We start from the raw sequence: 18,718 nt of genomic DNA on the forward strand, positions 1-18,718 counted from the left end.
ACCACTTCCGCGCGGCCGTGAAGACGGTGTCGCAACCCGTCACACACCAACCCCTTGCGCCGCCCAGGCGGTGGGGTCACCTGCTTCCGCCGCTCCCCTGCTCCTTTGTCTCGCCACCCGGAGGCAACCATGGGCCACGTTCTCGGTGACGTGCTGGGTTTCGCGGCCGCCGTCGCCGTCAGCCCGCTCCCGATCATCGCCATCATCCTCATACTCGCCACGCCTCGGGGGCGCCTCAACGGAGTCCTCTTCACCGTCGGCTGGATCCTGGGACTCGCGGCACTGGGCGCGATCATGCTGGGGATCGCTTCTCCCTCAGGCGCCTCCGACCACAATCAGCCGGCCACCTGGGTGGGAGCGCTCAAGCTCGCTCTGGGCCTGTTCCTCGTCCTCTTCGGCGCCCGGCAATGGCATCGGCGCCCAGAGGATCCATCGCAAGCCCAACTGCCGAAGTGGATGGGCGCGATCGACCGCCTCACGCCGGTCAAGATCTTCGCACTCGGACTCGCCCTGGCCGCGCTCAACGCAAAGAACGCCCCGCTGACCATCGCCGCGGGCGCCTCGATCGGCTCAGCCGGACTGCCGGTCGGGCAGCAGATCGCATCACTGGCGATCTTCGTCCTGATCGCCACCCTTGGCCTGCTGGCCCCGTTGGGAGTCTTCCTCCTCGGGGGAGAGCGAGCCAAGACCACGCTCGGCAACTGGAAAGAGTGGGCAGCTCAGCACAACGTCGCAGTGATGGCCGTCCTGTTCTTCGTCCTCGGGCTGAAGCTGCTCGGAGACGGTATCTCCATCCTCGTCTCCTGACCGGCTCACCCAGGCATGACGCTGTGCTCGCTCACAGCCCGTGCAACAGGCCAGCGAGCCCCCTCCCAATCAGGAAAGGGGGCCCGCTGGGCCAGGCAGTCGCGCACAGACCTGGAACAGCCCTCAGACCCACTCCACCTTGAAGACGATGCGCGGATCTCGCCCAGGGCCCGGCAGCGGCGTCCGAGAGGAAGACTGGGGTGCCGGCAGGCGAGGGACCGAAGCGCCGACCGCAGCCAACGCCGCAGCCACCTCCTCCTCGCTCACCCCGCCAGCGCCTCCATCACCCGATCGAGTGCCTCGCTCACCTAGCTCACGTCAGTGCGCGTGACCACTCGAAGCGGGCGCCTGACCTGCGTTCTTGACCGTCAGGGGCAGCAGCTTCTTGCCCGTGGGGCCGATCTGGATGTGGGTGTCCATCTGCGGGCAGACGCCGCAGTCGAAGCACGGGGTCCAGCGGCAGTCCTCGACCTCGGTCTCGTCAAGAGCGTCCTGCCAGTCCTCCCACAGCCAGTCCTTGTCGAGGCCCGAGTCGAGGTGGTCCCAGGGGAGGACCTCCTCGTAGGTGCGCTCGCGGGTGGTGTACCAATCGACGTCGACGCCGAACGCCGGGAGCGTCTTCTCGGCGCAGGCCATCCAGCGGTCGTACGAGAAGTGCTCGCGCCAGCCGTCGAAGCGGCCGCCGTCCTCGTAGACGGCGCGGATGACGGCGCCGATGCGGCGGTCGCCGCGGGAGAGCAGTCCCTCGACGATGCCCGGCTTGCCGTCGTGGTAGCGGAAGCCGATCGAGCGGCCGTACTTCTTGTCGCCGCGGATCTTGTCGCGGAGCTTCTCCAGGCGGGCGTCCGTCTCCTCGGCGGAGAGCTGCGGGGACCACTGGAAGGGGGTGTGCGGCTTGGGGACGAAGCCGCCGATGGACACCGTGCAGCGGATGTCGTTCTGGCCGGAGACCTTGCGGCCCTCGGCGATCACGTTCATCGCCATGTCGGCGATCTGCATGACGTCCTCGTCCGTCTCCGTCGGCAGGCCGCACATGAAGTACAGCTTCACCTGGCGCCAGCCGTTGCCGTAGGCGGTGGAGACGGTACGGATGAGGTCCTCTTCCGAGACCATCTTGTTGATGACCTTGCGCATCCGCTCACTGCCGCCCTCGGGGGCGAAGGTGAGGCCGGAGCGGCGGCCGTTGCGGGTCAGCTCGTTGGCCAGGTCGACGTTGAAGGCGTCCACGCGGGTGGAGGGGAGGGACAGACCGATCTTGTCCTCCTCGTACCGGTCCGCGAGGCCCTTGGCGATGTCGCCGATCTCCGAGTGGTCCGCGGAGGACAGGGAGAGCAGGCCTACCTCCTCGAAGCCCGTCGCCTTCAGGCCCTTCTCGACCATCTCGCCGATCCCGGTGATGCTTCGCTCCCGCACGGGGCGCGTGATCATGCCGGCCTGGCAGAAGCGGCAGCCGCGTGTGCAGCCGCGGAAGATCTCCACGGACATCCGCTCGTGGACGGTCTCGGCCAGCGGGACCAGCGGCTGCTTCGGGTAGGGCCACTCGTCGAGGTCCATGACGGTGTGCTTGGACACGCGCCACGGCACGCCCGACTTGTTCGGGACGACCCGGGCGATACGACCGTCGGGGAGGTACTCGACGTCGTAGAACGCCGGGATGTAGACGCTGCCGGTCCTCGCGAGGCGGAAGAGGACCTCCTCGCGGCCACCGGGACGGCCCTCGGCCTTCCAGGCGCGGATGATCTCGGTCATGTCGAGCACGGCCTGCTCGCCGTCGCCGATGATCGCCGCGTCGATGAAGTCGGCGATGGGCTCGGGGTTGAAGGCCGCGTGGCCGCCGGCCAGCACGATCGGGTCGTCGACCGTACGGTCCTTGGACTCCAGGGGAATCCCCGCGAGGTCGAGGGCCGTGAGCATGTTCGTGTAGCCCAGCTCCGTGGAGAAGGACAGGCCGAACACGTCGAAGGCCTTCACCGGGCGGTGGCTGTCCACGGTGAACTGCGGGACGCCGTGCTCCCGCATCAGCGCCTCCAGGTCCGGCCACACGCTGTAGGTGCGCTCGGCGAGGACGCCCTCGCGCTCGTTCAGTACCTCGTAGAGGATCATGACGCCCTGGTTGGGCAGTCCGACCTCGTAGGCGTCGGGGTACATCAGCGCCCAGCGGACGTCACAGGCGTCCCAGGGCTTGACCGTGGAGTTGAGCTCTCCGCCGACGTACTGGATCGGCTTCTGCACGTGCGGGAGCAGAGCTTCGAGCTGCGGAAACACAGACTCAGCGGGCTCGGCGGTTTCGGCGGGCATCTCGCGAACCTTCGTGAGCTGACAGAGGTGACCATCTAGCGTAACGCGGCCGGAGGGGAGCACCGGACCGTCGGCCGGGGCCGGGGCTGGGAGCCGCGGCCCCCAGCCCCGGCCAGGGGCCCCGAGGGACGGGCAGGGGCCCGCCGGGCGGTCAGACCGCCGTCTGCTCCTCCACGGCCTCCCACAGGCCGGGCAGCGCCGCCTCGGCCGCCGCCGCCCGCTGCTCCTCGCGCCCGTACAGCACGCCGTAGGTGAAGGCGTTCTCCCCCGCCCCGTGGGCCTGTGCCGACAGTTCGCGCAGCGCCTCGCGGGTCATCACGCTGTCCTGGTGGTCGCCGAGCAGGGTCTGCAGGGACTTCGTCGACCTGACCAGGTCCGCCGCGGGCCCGCCGAGCGCCGGGGTGGCGGCCTCGGCCGCGTACCGGGCGCGCTTGGCCTTCTTGCGGGCCTCGTGCATCGCGCTGTCGCGGTCTGCGCCCGGCGGCAGGTCGAGGGCCGTTCCGACCAGGCCGGCGACCTTCCCGTAGTCCTTGCGGACCGCCTTCGCGATCACTGTCGCGGGGTCGCCGCCCGCCGCCTCGAGCAGCGGCGGGTCGGTGACGAGCGCGTCGAGCGCGATCAGCAGGTCGAGGTACCTGCTGCCGTCCAGTACGGCGATCAGGCGTTGCCGGGAGCCGCCGCTGCGGGTGTGTGCCCAGGTGCGCAGCCGGGCGCGGACGGGCCCGGCGACCAGAGTGCGGGGAAGGCCTTCGAGGGACTCGGTGAGCCGTTCGGTGAGCACTTCCTGGTCGCGGTCGACGCCCAGCTCGCCCGCGAGCCATTTCAGTTCGTCACCGATCGGATCGGTGACGGAGCGGTCGAGGACCTTGGCGTACGAGCGCAGGGCGCTGCGCATCCGGCGGGTGGCGACGCGCATGCTGTGCACGGAGTCGTAGACGTCGCGGCGGACGGCGGGGTCCAGCTCGACGATCGCGTCGCGCTGGGTGCGGAGGTAGGCGAGGACGTGATCGCCCGCCGTGACGAGGGCTTCCTCGGGCCCGGCGGTGGCGGGCTTCTTCCCGCCCGTCTCGCCGAGCGCCCTGGCGAGCTTCGAGGGCGAGGAGGAGCGGCTGATGCCCGCCTTGAGGAGCTCGTTCTCGACCTTGTCGAGGAAGGCGGGGTCGCCGTCGTCCGCGAGTTCCACCTCGATCTCGGTCCACTCGGCGGTGCCCTTGCCGCCGCTGAGCCGCTCCGCGTGGACGCGGTCGAGGCTGACCTCGGCGAGCAGGGCGCCTGAGGCGTCGACGAGGTGGCGGACGTCGCGGCCCGACAGCAGGCGGACGAGGGGGACGAGTTCGGCGTCGCGCACACGGGAGCGGACGAGGCCGCTCAGCGCGCGGGGGACGGTGTCTGAAAGCGGCGCGCGGACCTCGTCGCGGACGCCTTCGGAGACCGGGAGTTTGAGGTGCCAGCCCGCGTCGTCACCGCCGGTGCGGCGGCGCAGCGTGAGGGAGGCGGCGGCGAGCCGCTGGTCGGCCGTGTCGTAGTAGGTGGCGTCGAGCTCGGCCAGACCCTTGTCGATGACGCCGGCGACTCCGGGTACGCGGGTCAGGTCCGGCAGGCCGGTATCCCCGCCGGCCGAGGAACCCTCGTACTTTCGCTCGATTTCGCGCTTCGTGTCCGCCATGAACCGAATCTAGTGCCGCCGGGGCCGGGATGGCAGTGCCCGGCCCCGCGGGAGTGCGGGAAGGGGCCGGAATTCGCCCGGGCCCCGGACCGGGGCCGGCCTCGGCCCGGATCAGCGCCCGTACCGGCTCGGCACTGACCTCGGCCCAGCGCCGGCGTCCGCCTTCGGACCGGCGCTCACCTCGGTGCGGCACCGCCTCCCGGATCGGCGACGGCACCCGCACCGACTACGCGGACATGGGCCGCTGCACCCGGATCGACTGCAACAGCCCGACGGCCACCCACACCGCGAACATGGACGAGCCGCCGTACGAGACGAACGGCAGGGGAAGGCCGGCGACGGGCATGATGCCGAGGGTCATGCCGACGTTCTCGAAGGCCTGGAAGGCGAACCAGGCGATGATGCCGGCGGCGACGATCGTGCCGTACAGCTCGGTCGTCTCGCGGGCGATGCGGCAGGCGCGCCACAGGATGACGCCCAGCAGGACGAGGATCAGCCCGGCGCCGACGAAGCCCAGCTCCTCCCCCGCCACCGTGAAGACGAAGTCGGTCTGCTGTTCGGGGACGAACTGGCCGGTGGTCTGCGAGCCGTGGCCGAGTCCGGTGCCGAAGAGACCGCCCGAACCGATGGCGATACGGGCCTGGTTGGTGTTGTAGCCGACTCCGGCCGGGTCGAGGTCGGGGTTGGCGAAGGCGGCGAAGCGGTTGATCTGGTACTCGTCCAGGATGTGCAGTTGCCAGACGGCGATCGCGCCGAGGGCGCCGGTGCCGAGGAGGCCGAAGACCCAGCGGTTGGAGGCCCCGGAGGCGAGCAGCACACCGAGGATGATGATCACCATGACCATGACCGAGCCGAGGTCGGGCATGAGCAGCACGATCATGATCGGGACGGCGGCGAGGCCGAGGGCCTGAAGGACCGTGCGGTGGTCGGGGTAGGGCTTGTCGCCCGCGTCGACACGGGCCGCGAGGAGCATCGCCATGCCCAGGATGATCGTGATCTTCACGAACTCGGAGGGCTGGAGCGAGAAGCCGCCGCCGAAGACGATCCAGGCGTGGGCGCCGTTGACGGTGGCGCCCAGCGGGGTCAGCACCAGCAGGATCATGAAGACGGAGACGCCGTACAGGATCGGCACGGCCGTGCGCAGGGTGCGGTGGCCGAGCCAGATCGTGCCGACCATCAGGGCGAACCCGATGCCGGTGTTCATGAGATGCCGGACGAGGAAGTAGTACGGGTCGCCCTGGTTGATCTCGGTGCGGTTGCGGGTCGCCGAGTAGACGAGTGCCGTACCGATCAGCGAGAGCGCGATCGCCGACAACAGTATCGGCCAGTCGAGCCGGCGGGCCAGCGAGTCGCGGGCGAACAGGCGGGTCCAGCCGGCACGTTCGGGTCCGTACCCGGAGACGGAGAAGTTGTTCGCTCCGGTCATGTCGGCATCCTCAGCAGCTTCGTCACTCCGGTCGTCATGTCAGGTTCCTCCGCCGCTTCTTCGGGCGGGCGGTGCGCCTGCGGGTGTCGCGGTTCGTCCCGGTCGGCGACGGTGTGGTGCCGGCGGGCGGCTGCTGGTCGTCGCCCTCGGACGTGTCCTTCTCGGCGGCCTGAAGGTCCTTGGCCGGGTCCTTGGACATCGCCGGTGCGTCGATCGAGCCGTCGGCCTGGATCTTCGGCAGGCTCTTCTGCGGGGTGGGCAGCAGGGCCCTCTTCTTGTCGATCGAGCCGTCGGTGCCGACGCCGTAGAGCGCGTTGTAGATGCTGCGCACGGCCTCACCGGAGGCGCCGGAGCCCGTACCGGCCTGGGCGATCGTCATGACGATCGTGTAGTCCTTGGAGTACGTGGCGAGCCAGGACGTGGTCTGCTTGCCGTAGACCTCGGCGGTACCGGTCTTGGCGTGCAGCGGGATCTTGTCCTGCGGCCAGCCGCCGAACTTCCAGGCGGCCGTACCGCGGGTGACGACGCCTTCGAGGGCGGCGTCCATGCCCTTGAGCGTGGCCTTGGTGATCGGCAGCTTGCCGCTGACCCGGGGCTTGATCTCCTGCACCGTCTTGCCGTCGGCGCTGACGATCGCCTTGCCGATGGTCGGCTTGTACATGGTGCCGCCGTTGGCGAGTGCCCCGTAGATCACGGCCTCCTGGATCGGGGTGACGAGCGTGTCGCCCTGACCGATGGAGTAGTTGATCGAGTCACCCTCGCGCATCTTGTTGCCCTCGAGGCAGTTCTCGTACGCGATCTTCTCGACGTAGCTGCCGTTCTTCTTGCCGGTCTTGCACCAGGCGTCCTTGTTGGCCTTCCAGTAGTCGGCCTTCCACTTCCGGTCCGGGATGCGGCCGGTGACCTCGTTGGGCAGGTCGAGGCCGGTCTCCTTGCCGAGGCCGAACTGGTGGGCGGTCTTGTAGAAGAAGTCCTTCGGCTGGCCCTTCTTGGGGTTGATGCCTCCGTCCTTCTTCCACTCGCGGTCGGCGAGGCCGTAGAAGACGGTGTCGCAGGAGACCTCCAGCGCCCGGCCGAGCGAGATGGGACCGAAGCTCTCGCCCTCGAAGTTCTTGAAGGTCTGGCCGCCGACGGAGTACGAGCTGGTGCACGGGTACCGGCCGTCGAAGTCGTATCCGGCCTCGACGGCGGCGGCCGTGGAGACCACCTTGAACGTCGAGCCGGGCGCCGACTGACCCTGTATGGCGCGGTTCAGCAGCGGGTAGTTGGACTTCTTGCCGGTGAGCCTCGCGTAGTCCTTGCCGGAGATGCCGCCGACCCAGGCGTTCGGGTCGTACGACGGGTTGGACGCCATGGCGACGACCCGGCCGGTCTTGGCCTCCAGCACCACGACCGCGCCGGAGTCGGCCTTGTAGTTCTCGCCGGTGATCTTGTCGAACTGGGTGCGGGCGATCTTCATCGCCTCGTTCAGTTCGTACTCGGCGACGCGCTGCACCCGGGCGTCGATGCTGGTGACCAGGTTGGCGCCGGGTTCGGCCTCGTCGCTCTTGGCCTTGCCGATGACGCGGCCGAGGTTGTCGACCTCGTAGCGGGTGACGCCGGCCTTGCCGCGCAGCTCCTTGTCGTACTCGCGCTCCAGGCCGCTGCGGCCGACCTGGTCGGAGCGCAGGTAGGGCGAGTCGCTGTCCTTGGCCTTGGTGATCTCGTCGTCGGTGACGGGCGAGAGGTAGCCGAGGACCTGTGCGGTGTTGGCCTTGCCGGGGGCCGCGTAGCGGCGCACGGCCTCGGGCTCGGCGGTGATGCCGGGGAAGTCCTCGGAGCGCTCGCGGATCTGCAGGGCCTGCCTGGGGGTGGCCTCGTCGGTGATGGGGATCGGCTGGTAGGGCGAGCCGTTCCAGCAGGGCTGCGGCGTCTTGGCGTCGCAGAGGCGGACCTTCTCCATGACGTCCTCGGGCTTCATGCCCAGGACCGCGGCGAGCTTGGTCAGGACGGCCTTGCCGTCGTCCTTCATCTTCAGCAGGTCGGTGCGGGAGGCGGAGACCACGAGCCGGGTCTCGTTGTCGGCGATGGGCACGCCCCGCGCGTCCAGGATGGAGCCGCGCACGGCGGGCTGCACGACCTGCTGGACGTGGTTGCCGGAGGCTTCCTTGGCGTACTCGTCCCCGTTGCGGATCTGGAGGTACCAGAGGCGTCCGCCGAGCGTGCCGAGGAGGGAGAGTACGAGAATCTGGATGACGACGAGCCGGATCTGGACCCGTGGTGTCCGGCCGGTCTCGGGAATGTTGGTCACTGGTGCCTCCCCCTCTCAGTGTGTGTACGGGACGTACGAGTACACGGCGAACCTGTGCGCGGCGGCGCCGCGGCCGGTCGAGTCCCGTGTCGCGAGCGGCGCTTGGGGTGCGCTCACAGCCGCTTGACCCCCTTGATGCGTCCGGCGCGGGCGACGCGCGCCTTGGCCGCCTTGACGCGCAGGCCGCCGCGCTGGCTGCCGATGCGCAGGCCGGTGCCGGACGAGAGCCAGCCGGCGGAGACGTCGGCCGACTTGGACGAACCGGCCTCGGCGAGCGGGTCGTTGTCGGCGCGCCGGGCCAGGGCCATCAGCGCGGGGACGACGAACGGCGCGAGCAGCAGGTCGTAGAGCGCGGCCGTGAGCAGCAGGCTGCTGAGGCCCACGTGGCGGGCGGCTGTGTCGCCGACGAGGGCGCCGACACCGGCGTACAGCAGAGTGGAGCCGATCGCGGCGGCGACGACCACGGCCATCGGTCCGGTCGCGGACTTGAGCCGGCCGGTCTCGGGCTTCGCCAGTCCGGCGAGGTAGCCGATGACGCAAAGGACGAGCGCGTAGCGTCCGGCGGCGTGGTCGGCGGGTGGTGCGAGGTCGGCGAGCAGGCCGGCTCCGAAGCCGATGAGGGCTCCGCTGACGTGGCCGTAGACCATGGCGAGGGCGAGGACGGTCAGCAGCACCAGGTCCGGGACGGCTCCCGGGAGGTGGAGCCGGGCGAGGACGCTCACCTGGATCACCAGGGCGACGACCACCAGGGTGGCGGAGAGCAGCATCCGGTTGAAACGCATGGGATTCGGCTCCTCCTGTTACTGCTGCTGGCCGTCGTCGGTGGCGTCCGCCGAGGGGGTGACCGTGACGGTCACCGTCGGCGTGGGCGTCGGTTTGGGTTTGGGCGGCAGCACTTCGTCGCGCGGATCCTTGCGGGGGGCCGTGACGACGACGCCGACGATGTCGAGCTTGGTGAACGAGACGAACGGCTTGACGTAGATCGTGCGGGTCAGGCCTCCGCCGGACGGGTCGACACGGGAGACGACACCGACGGGGACGCCGGGCACGAAGGGCTTGTCGGCCTGCGAGCCGAAGGTGATCAGCCGGTCGCCCTTTTTGATCTTGGCTTTGCCGTTGAGGAGTTCGACGCGCAGCGGGCGGTCGCCCTGCCCGGAGGCGAAGCCGAGTTCGTCGCTCGACTCCATCCGCGTGCCGACGGTGAAATCGGGGTCGTTGGCGAGGAGGACGGTCGCGGTGTCGGGGCCCACCGTGGTGACGCGGCCGACCAGGCCGTCGCCGTTCAGGACGGTCATGTCGCGCTTGACGCCGTCGTCGGCGCCGACATCGATGGTGACGGTCCAGGAGAAGCCCTGGGCGGCCCCTATGGCGATGACCTCGGCTCCCTTGATGCCGTACTGGCCCTCACCGGCCACCTTGATCATCTTGTCGAGCTGCTTGAGGCGGCTGCGGTTGCGGTCGTCGCTACCGAGTTTCGCCTTCAACGCCGCGTTGTCGCGCTCCAGTTGCGCGATGCGGTCGTGCCGGTCGCCGGAGTCACGAACCGCCGAGATCGCGTTGCCGACGGGGTCGACCGCGGACGACACTCCGTTCTCGATCGGGCCGAAGACGGTGGCGGCGGCCTGCCGGGCACCGTCCACCGGCGAGTCCTGCCCGCCGCGGATGTCCACCGTGATCAGTGCGAACGCGATGGCGATCAGCAGCACCAGGAGCAGCCGGCTCTCTCGTGTGTCCCTCACGTGCGGCGGCCGTGCCTTCCTCGTCGGAATGGTTCAACAGGGGCGAACCCCGAGCAAGAAGATGCTCACGGGGCGATCAGGCTGTCATGGGGGAGGATATGACTCTATGTCGGAGGAGTTTATGCCTCCATATCAACGATCCGCCGCACGAGAAGGGATGATCTCGTACGGCGGAATCGAAGTGTTACGTCATCTGCGGGGCTGGGCGTCCAGGACCTGCTGGAGCGCCTCGAACTCCTCGACACACTTGCCGGAACCGAGCGCCACGCTGTCCAGCGGGTCCTCGGCGATGTGGATCGGCATGCCGGTCTCGCGCCGCAGCCTCTCGTCGAGACCGCGCAGCAGAGCGCCGCCGCCGGTCAGAACGATTCCGCGGTCCATCACATCGCCGGAGAGCTCGGGGGGGCACTTGTCGAGCGTCGTCTTCACGGCGTCGACGATCGCGTTGACCGGCTCCTCGATCGCCTTGCGGACCTCGGCCGCGGAGATGACGACGGTCTTGGGCAGTCCGGATACCAGGTCCCGGCCACGGATTTCGGTGTGCTCGTCAGCGTCCAGGTCGTACGCCGAACCGATCGTGATCTTGATCTGTTCGGCGGTGCGCTCACCGAGGAGGAGGCTGTACTCCTTCTTGATGTGCTGGATGATCGCATTGTCCAGCTCGTCGCCCGCGACGCGGATGGACTGGGCGGTGACGATGCCGCCGAGCGAGATGACCGCGACCTCCGTGGTGCCGCCGCCGATGTCCACCACCATGTTGCCCGTGGCCTCGTGGACCGGCAGGCCGGATCCGATGGCCGCGGCCATGGGCTCCTCGATGATGTGCACCTGGCGGGCGCCGGCCTGGGACGACGCCTCGATGACGGCACGGCGCTCGACGCCGGTGATGCCGGAGGGCACACAGACGACGACACGGGGACGGGCGAGGTAGCGCCGCTTGTGGATCTTCAGGATGAAGTAGCGGAGCATGCGCTCGGTGATCTCGAAGTCGGCGATCACACCGTCCTTCAGCGGACGCACGGCCACGATGTTTCCCGGCGTCCGGCCGATCATCTTCTTCGCTTCCGCGCCGACCGCCAGGATCCCACCGGTGTTGGTGTTGATCGCGACGACGGACGGCTCGTTGAGTACGATCCCGCGACCCCTGACGTACACCAGCGTGTTGGCGGTCCCGAGGTCGACAGCCATGTCACGGCCGATGAACGACATTGAGTTCCCCATCAGGATTCGTCTGGCCTTCCCAAGTGGAGCTTTGACGGCTTTTTAGGACGGCGAGGTGGGTGCAGTGACGTGAAGGCTTCCATCGTAGACGCGCCTGCCCGAACACTGCGCGAGGGTCTTCGCCATTGTCAGCAGATGACGAACCGCCTCGCTTCTGGAGACGGGCCATCGGAGGCATGCGTTCCCCCGATCGCCGCGCATATGCCACGGGACGGCCGAAAACCGTCGGCCGTCCCAGGTCAGGCATCCGAGTGACGTGACGGGCCCTCAGAAAATAATTCGAAAACTTGACGCCCGAGACCCTCAGGCGCGACCCGGGAAGAAGATCTTCAGCTCACGCTCGGCCGACTCCTCGGAGTCCGACGCGTGGATCAGGTTCTCACGGACGATGACACCGAAGTCACCGCGGATGGAGCCCGGGGCCGCGGCGATCGGGTCGGTCGGACCGGCCAGCGCCCGCACACCCTCGACGACGCGCTCGCCCTCGACGACCAGCGCCACGACGGGGCCCGAGGACATGAACGCCACCAGCGGCTCGTAGAAGGGCTTGCCCTTGTGCTCGCCGTAGTGCTGCTCCAGCGTGTCCTGGTCCAGCGTCCGCAGCTCCAGCGCGGTGATCTGCCAGCCGGCCTTGCGCTCGATACGGCTGATGATCTCGCCGGTCAGTCCCCGACGGACGGCATCGGGCTTGAGGAGGACGAGGGTGCGCTGGCTCACGGGGTGGCTCCTTCAGGTCACAAGTGTGCGGGGGACCGAGGCTACAGGGCGTGTCCGGGTGCCTGTTACGCAGAGTCAGGTGTGACGGGCGCCGGACGCGCCCGGCCTCCCGGAACGGGCCCTCCCGCGCGCCGCACGGGAGGGACAAGTCGCGGGCGGCTACGCCGTGTTGCCGCCGGCCTCCGCCTGGGCGGCGAACCTCGCCTTCGCCTCGTCGATCTTGCGACCGTAGTGGACGGACGCCCACCACAGGGCCGCGAAGATCGCGCCGAGGAAGAACATGGACGGCACCACGAACCCGCCGGCGATCAGCGCGATCTGCAGCGCCCAGCCGAGCTGGACACCTCCGGGCCGGGTGATCATGCCGCAGAGCAGCACGCTCAACGCCATGACGATCCCGCTGACGGTCCACACCGTGGACGTCGACAGATCCGGGTCCTTCATGGCGACGAGCCCGGCGAAACCGATCACGAAGAACTCGCCGATCAGCGTCGAAGCGCAGAGCGTACGCATGTGGGTCAGCCCCTCCCCAGCAGCAGCCGGGCCTCGCCGACCGTGATGACCGAGCCGGTGACGAGGACGCCTCCGCCCGCGTACTCGCCCTCCTCCTCGGCGAGCGTGATCGCGGCCTCCAGGGCGTCGTCGAGCCGCGGCTCGACCTGCACCCGCTCGTCGCCGAAGATCTCGACGGCGATCCCGGCCAGCTCGTCCACGTCCATCGCGCGATGGCTGGAGTTCTGCGTCACGACGACCTCGGCGAAGATCGGCTCGAAGGCCTCCAGCAACCCGCGTACGTTCTTGTCGCCGCTCGCGCCGACGACACCGATCAGCCGGCTGAAGTCGAAGACCTCGCTGACGGCCTCGGCGGTGGCGCGGGCTCCGGCCGGATTGTGCGCGGCGTCCAGGACGACGGTCGGCGAGCGGCGCACGATCTCCAGGCGGCCCGGCGAGGAGACCGAGGCGAAGGCCTTGCGGACGGTGTCGATGTCGAGCCGCTCGGCGCGGGCGGCGCCGACGCCGAAGAACGCCTCGACCGCGGCGAGCGCCACGGCCGCGTTGTGCGCCTGGTACGCCCCGTGCAGCGGCAGGAAGACGTCCTCGTACTCCCCGCCGAGCCCGCGCAGCGTCACCAGCTGTCCGCCGACGGCGACCTGCCGTGCGGCGACGCCGAACTCCAGGCCCTCGCGGGCGACGGTGGCGTCGACCTCCACGGCCTTCTTCAGCAGCACCTGGGCCGCGTCGACCGGCTGCTGCGCCAGGATGACGGTCGCACCCTGCTTGACGATGCCGGCCTTCTCGACGGCGATCTCGCCGGGCGTGCCGCCGAGCCGGTCGGTGTGGTCGAGGTCGATGGGCGTCACCACGGCGACGTCACCGTCGATCACGTTGGTGGCGTCCCAGCTGCCGCCCATGCCGACCTCGACGACGGCCACGTCGACCGGCGCGTCCGCGAAGGCCGCGTACGCCATGCCCGTCAGCACCTCGAAGAAGGACAGCCGGTACTCCTGCTGCGAGTCGACCATCTCCACGTACGGCTTGATGTCCTCGTACGTCTCGATGAACCGCTCGGCGGAGATCGGCGCCCCGTCCAGGCTGATCCGCTCGGTGACCGACTGCACGTGCGGGCTGGTGTACCGCCCGGTGCGCAGGTCGAAGGCGCCGAGGAGGGTCTCGATCATGCGGGCCGTGGACGTCTTGCCGTTCGTCCCGGTGATGTGGATGGAGGGGTAGGCGCGCTGCGGCTCCCCGAGCACGTCCATCAGGGCGGCGATCCGGGCGACGGACGGCTCCAGCTTGGTCTCGCCCCAGCGGGTCGCGAGCTCCGCCTCGACCTCGCGCAGCGCCTTGTCGACCTCGGGGTCGGCGGGGCGCGCGGGGACGTCGGCCGTCGAGGCGCCACCGCCCTGGGTGCGCAGGGTGCGGCTGCCGGCCTCGATCACCGCCAGGTCGGGGTCTCGGTCGGTCTCGGCCGCGACGATCTCGTCGAAGAGACCCAGCGGATCGCGGGGCTCCGGCTCGTCCGGCTCGCTGCTGTCGTGCGGGGGCAGGTCACTCACGAGGCCAGTCTACGGAGCGCCGCGGGCTTGTGTTCGTGTGGGGTTTTCGCCCCATCCGCCCGACCCGTCCGGGGTCCGAACACGTGGGGCTTCCCGGGCCCCCGCACGGGCGCGTACGACCTCGGCCCCGGGCGCCGTACAGGCTGGAGCGCGCCGCGCCCGCCGGGCGCCGGAGGGGCGGGAGGACCTCTCCATCGCCGGGCCCCGCACGGCTGGAGGACACCCCGGTCGCCCCCCGCACGGGGCGGGAGGACGCCCCGGGAGCTGGAGACGCCAGACAGCGTGACACCCCGGGGAGCAGGGCTCCCCGGGGTGTCACGCGCCGGCGCCTACGCCTCGGGCAGGCGGTCCAGCTGTGCCTGGATACGGGCGATGTCCTCGTCCGCCTTGGCGAGCCGCGTGCGGATCTTCTCCACGACGTTGTCCGGCGCCTTGGCGAGGAAGGCCTCGTTGCCGAGCTTGGCGTTCGCCTGGGCCTTCTCCTTCTCGGCGGCCGCGAGGTCCTTCGCGAGGCGCTTGCGCTCCGCGGCCACGTCGATGGTGCCCGACAGGTCGAGGGCGACCTCGGCGCCCGCGACCGGCAGGGTCGCCGTGGCCGAGAAGCCCTCGCCCTCCGGCTGAAGACGCAGCAGCTGGCGGATGGCCGCCTCGTGCGGGGCGAACGCCGTGCCGTCGAGCGTCAGCCGGGCCGGGACGCGCTGGCCGGGCTGGAGGCCCTGGTCGGCGCGGAAGCGGCGGACCTCCGTGATGACCTGCTGGAGCGTCTCGATCTCACGCTCGGCGGCGGCGTCGCGGAAACCGCTGTCCTTGGGCCACGCGGCGATGACGACCGACTCGCCACCGGTGAGGGTGGTCCAGAGGGTCTCCGTGACGAACGGGACGATCGGGTGGAGGAGACGCAGGGTCACGTCCAGGACCTCGCCGAGGACCCGGCCGGAGACCTTCGCGGGCTCGCCGCCGCCCATGAACGTCGTCTTGGACAGTTCGACGTACCAGTCGAAGACCTCGTCCCAGGCGAAGTGGTAGAGAGCGTCGGAGAGCTTCGCGAACTGGAAGTCCTCGTAGAACGCGTCGACCGCGGCCACGGTCTTGTTGAGCCGGGACAGGATCCAGCGGTCGGTCGCCGACAGCTTCTCCGGTTCGGGGAGCGGGCCCTCGACCGTCGCGCCGTTCATCAGCGCGAAGCGGGTGGCGTTCCAGATCTTGTTGGCGAAGTTCCGGGACGCCTGGACCCAGTCCTCGCCGATCGGCACGTCCGTACCGGGGTTGGCACCGCGGGCCAGGGTGAAGCGGACGGCGTCGGAGCCGTACTTGTCCATCCAGTCGAGCGGGTCGACGACGTTGCCGAAGGACTTCGACATCTTCTTGCCGCGCTCGTCGCGGACCAGGCCGGTGAGGGCGATGGTCTTGAACGGGACCTCGCCGTCCATCGCGTACAGACCGAACATCATCATCCGGGCGACCCAGAAGAAGATGATGTCGTGGCCGGTGAGCAGGACGTCGGTCGAATAGAACTTCTGCAGGTCGGGGGTGTTCTCCGGCCAGCCGAGCGTGGAGAACGGCCACAGACCCGAGGAGAACCAGGTGTCGAGGACGTCGGTGTCCTGACGCCAGCCCTCACCGGTCGGCGCCTCCTCGTCGGGACCGACGCAGACGACCTCGCCGTCCGGCCCGTACCAGACGGGGATGCGGTGACCCCACCACAGCTGGCGCGAGATGCACCAGTCGTGCATGTTGTCGACCCAGTCGAAGTAGCGCTTCGACATGTCGGCGGGGTGGATGGCGACCCGGCCGTCACGGACCGCGTCACCGGCGGCCTGCGCCAGCGGGCCGACCTTGACCCACCACTGCATGGACAGGCGCGGCTCGACGGTCGTCCGGCAGCGCGAGCAGTGGCCCACGGAGTGGACGTACGGGCGCTTCTCGGCGACGATCCGGCCCTGCGAGCGCAGCGCCGCGACGATGGTGCTGCGTGCCTCGAAACGGTCCAGGCCCTGGAAAGGCCCGTGAACGGTGATGACGGCCCGCTCGTCCATGACCGTGATCGACTCCAGGCCGTGGCGCTGGCCGATCGCGAAGTCGTTCGGGTCGTGGGCGGGGGTGACCTTGACGGCACCGGTGCCGAACTCGGGGTCGACGTGGGTGTCGGCGACGACGGGGATGCTCCGGTCGGTGAGCGGCAGCTTGATCCGCTTGCCCACCAGGTGCTTGTACCGCTCGTCGTCGGGGTGGACGGCGACGGCGGTGTCGCCGAGCATCGTCTCGGCACGGGTGGTGGCGACCACGAGGGTCTCGTCGCCCTCCCCGTACTTGATGGAGACGAGCTCGCCGTCGTCCTCCTGGTACTCGACCTCGATGTCCGAGATCGCCGTCAGACAGCGCGGGCACCAGTTGATGATGCGCTCGGCGCGGTAGATCAGCTCATCGTCGTACAGCTTCTTGAAGATGGTCTGGACGGCCTTCGACAGGCCCTCGTCCATGGTGAACCGCTCGCGGTCCCAGTCGACGCCGTCCCCGAGGCGCCGCATCTGGCCGAGGATCTTGCCGCCGTACTCTTCCTTCCACTGCCAGACACGCTCGACGAACTCCTCGCGCCCGAGGTCCTGCCGGGACTTGCCCTCCTCGGCGAGCTGCTGCTCGACCTTGTTCTGCGTGGCGATGCCGGCGTGGTCCATGCCGGGCAGCCACAGGGCCTCGTACCCCTGCATGCGCCTGCGGCGGATGAGGGCGTCCATCAGCGTGTGCTGGAAGGCGTGGCCCAGGTGCAGGGAACCGGTCACGTTCGGCGGGGGGATGACGATGGTGTACGCCGGCTTCTCGCTCTTCGCGTCGGCGGCGAAGTACCCCTTGTCCACCCAGCGCTCGTACAGCTTCCCCTCTACCTCGGCCGGCGCGTACTGGGTCGGCAGTTCGGGAGTGGATGCTGGCGGCTGCTGCTGAGCGTTGTCGGTCACGGGGTCAGTTTAGGGGCGTCACACCCCTGTCCCGAAACACGATTCTTTCGTAACGGTGCGGGCCCCGGGGGGTGGGGCGCCTGACCTGTGCGCCAGGATGTTCGGAACACATAAGCATCTGGAGGGGAACCCAGTAATGAGCTACAACCAGCCGGGCCCGTACGGCGGGCAGCCCCAGCAGCCCGGACCGTACGGTCAGCCGGGCCCGTACGGCCAGCAGCCGCCGCAGGCCCCCCAGCCCGGCTACGGCTACCCCCAGCAGGCACCGCCCGCGCAGCAGCCCGGCTACGGCTACCCGCAGCAGGCCCCCCAGGGCGTCCCGCCGCAGACCCCTCCCTACGGCCAGCAGCCGTACGGCCAGCAGCTCTACGGCGCCGTGCCGCAGCCGCCGGCCCCGGACGGCGGCAAGAAGAAGACCGGCCTCATCATCGGCGCGGTCGCGGTCGTCGCGGCGATCGCGGTGGGCGCGTACTTCGTGATCGGCGGCGGAGGCGGCGGCTCGGACGTCGCGGACGACGGCCCGCACAAGCTGACGACGCCGGAGAAGGTCATCAACGGCGAGTACAAGCGGATGGGCAAGGAGAAGCAGCCGGAGGATCCGACCTCCGGTGACGCCAAGGACCTCGCCGCCAGCGGCATCACGAACGCCAAGTCGGTCAGCGCGATCTACTCCACGATCGACCTGAACGACCCCGACTCGCTGAAGGACCCCACGGTGATCGCCGGTTCGAAGGCCGTCAGCTTCTCCGGGCTCTACGGCAAGGTGAAGGACCCGGCCGCGGCCCTCGACGCCGCGCTCACCAACATGAAGAAGGACGCCGACAAGGACTCGTCCTCCTCCGAGGTCGAGTTCGTGGGCGAGGCGAAGTCCGTGAGCCCGGAGGGCCTTGACGGCGCGCTCATGAAGTGCCAGGAGGCCAAGGCCCCCAACCCGGCGACGGGCAAGACCGACACGCAGTACCTGTGCATGTGGGCCGACTACAGCACACTCGGCTTCGGCGTGGCGGCGGAGGGCGGCCAAGGCGTGAGCATGGAGAAGTCCGCGCAGGTCACCGCGGACCTCCGCAAGGACATCCGGGTCAAGATCTGACCTCGCACGCACGCACCGCAGAGGCGCCCGGCACACAGTGCCGGGCGCCTCTGCCATGAGCCGGACCGTCAGGCCTTTTACAGGCGGCTTGCGCGTCGTCGTTCCTGACGTGAATCGTCAGCGGGCCCTTCAGGCAGAAGGGGTCGGCGACTTCGCCGATGGGCATGTCGAGGGCCTTGTCGTGCAGGCTGCCTTGACCTTCGGTCCCACTCGATACCCGTGGTCGCCTGTGTAGTTGACGCAGGTGCTGTGATCGGCCTGGGCCGCGGTGGCGGTGGCGGTGGCGATGACCAACGGCACCGGACCGGCGGCGCCCACCACTCACAGCGCTGTCACCGCGCGCCTCAACTTCATGTCCGTTGCTCCCGTTTCGCTGTCAACCGACGAGGGGGGCGGCCTCGCCACGGAAAGGGGATGCCGCGGAACGGACCCGGCCCCCACCGATACGGGGCG

The 18,718-nt window shown here is 69.6% G+C and carries 13 protein-coding genes; 2 read left to right on the forward strand and 11 right to left on the reverse strand.

All coding sequences use genetic code 11. The features are described 5' to 3' along the window. Positions 1–129 precede the first annotated feature (129 nt). Positions 130–807: a GAP family protein gene (locus H305_RS0123905; protein WP_028802621.1), complete on the forward strand. Its 678-nt coding sequence runs from the start codon at positions 130–132 to the stop codon at positions 805–807. Between the two features lie 318 nt (positions 808–1,125). Here H305_RS0123905 and H305_RS0123910 read toward each other — a convergent pair whose 3' ends face one another. From H305_RS0123910 to H305_RS0123960, 11 genes are all read right to left on the reverse strand, one after another. Beyond that, the gene (locus H305_RS0123910; RefSeq protein ID WP_028802622.1) at positions 1,126–3,105 is read right to left on the reverse strand and encodes a TIGR03960 family B12-binding radical SAM protein; all 1,980 of its coding nucleotides are present in this window, start codon (positions 3,103–3,105) and stop codon (positions 1,126–1,128) included. Positions 3,106–3,256: 151 nt separating this feature from the next. Next, complete coding sequence (locus tag H305_RS0123915) at positions 3,257–4,771, reverse strand: CYTH and CHAD domain-containing protein (protein ID WP_028802623.1); 1,515 nt, start codon at positions 4,769–4,771, stop codon at positions 3,257–3,259. Between the two features lie 226 nt (positions 4,772–4,997). Further along, positions 4,998–6,197 carry a rod shape-determining protein RodA gene (gene rodA, locus H305_RS0123920; RefSeq protein ID WP_028802624.1) on the reverse strand — a complete coding sequence of 400 codons (1,200 nt, stop codon included), beginning with the start codon at positions 6,195–6,197 and terminating at the stop codon, positions 4,998–5,000. A 34-nt stretch (positions 6,198–6,231) separates the two neighbouring features. Beyond that, on the reverse strand, positions 6,232–8,487 hold the full coding sequence (gene mrdA, locus H305_RS0123925) for a penicillin-binding protein 2 (protein ID WP_028802625.1): 2,256 nt from the start codon (positions 8,485–8,487) through the stop codon (positions 6,232–6,234). A 113-nt stretch (positions 8,488–8,600) separates the two neighbouring features. Next, complete coding sequence (gene mreD / locus H305_RS0123930) at positions 8,601–9,269, reverse strand: rod shape-determining protein MreD (RefSeq protein WP_028802626.1); 669 nt, start codon at positions 9,267–9,269, stop codon at positions 8,601–8,603. Between the two features lie 18 nt (positions 9,270–9,287). Beyond that, positions 9,288–10,226, reverse strand: a complete 939-nt coding sequence (gene mreC, locus H305_RS0123935; RefSeq protein WP_028802627.1) for a rod shape-determining protein MreC — start codon at positions 10,224–10,226, stop codon at positions 9,288–9,290. A 189-nt stretch (positions 10,227–10,415) separates the two neighbouring features. After that, entirely contained in the window at positions 10,416–11,435 is a 1,020-nt protein-coding gene (locus tag H305_RS0123940; protein ID WP_028802628.1) for a rod shape-determining protein, read from the reverse strand. 315 nt (positions 11,436–11,750) lie between these two features. Next, a complete protein-coding gene (ndk, locus tag H305_RS0123945) occupies positions 11,751–12,164 on the reverse strand; it encodes a nucleoside-diphosphate kinase (RefSeq protein ID WP_028802629.1) in 414 nt (137 codons plus the stop codon). A 159-nt stretch (positions 12,165–12,323) separates the two neighbouring features. After that, positions 12,324–12,677 carry a DUF4233 domain-containing protein gene (locus H305_RS0123950; RefSeq protein ID WP_028802630.1) on the reverse strand — a complete coding sequence of 118 codons (354 nt, stop codon included), beginning with the start codon at positions 12,675–12,677 and terminating at the stop codon, positions 12,324–12,326. Positions 12,678–12,682: 5 nt separating this feature from the next. Beyond that, positions 12,683–14,221: a bifunctional tetrahydrofolate synthase/dihydrofolate synthase gene (gene folC, locus H305_RS0123955; protein WP_028802631.1), complete on the reverse strand. Its 1,539-nt coding sequence runs from the start codon at positions 14,219–14,221 to the stop codon at positions 12,683–12,685. A 329-nt stretch (positions 14,222–14,550) separates the two neighbouring features. After that, complete coding sequence (locus H305_RS0123960; protein ID WP_028802632.1) at positions 14,551–17,175, reverse strand: valine--tRNA ligase; 2,625 nt, start codon at positions 17,173–17,175, stop codon at positions 14,551–14,553. 136 nt (positions 17,176–17,311) lie between these two features. Between H305_RS0123960 and H305_RS0123965 the strand changes: the two genes are divergently transcribed. After that, the gene (locus tag H305_RS0123965; protein ID WP_028802633.1) at positions 17,312–18,265 is read left to right on the forward strand and encodes a hypothetical protein; all 954 of its coding nucleotides are present in this window, start codon (positions 17,312–17,314) and stop codon (positions 18,263–18,265) included. The last annotated feature ends 453 nt before the right edge of the window (positions 18,266–18,718 follow it).

Origin of the sequence: Streptomyces sp. 142MFCol3.1 (assembly GCF_000424945.1) — a bacterium.
GTDB lineage: Bacteria > Actinomycetota > Actinomycetes > Streptomycetales > Streptomycetaceae > Streptomyces > Streptomyces siamensis.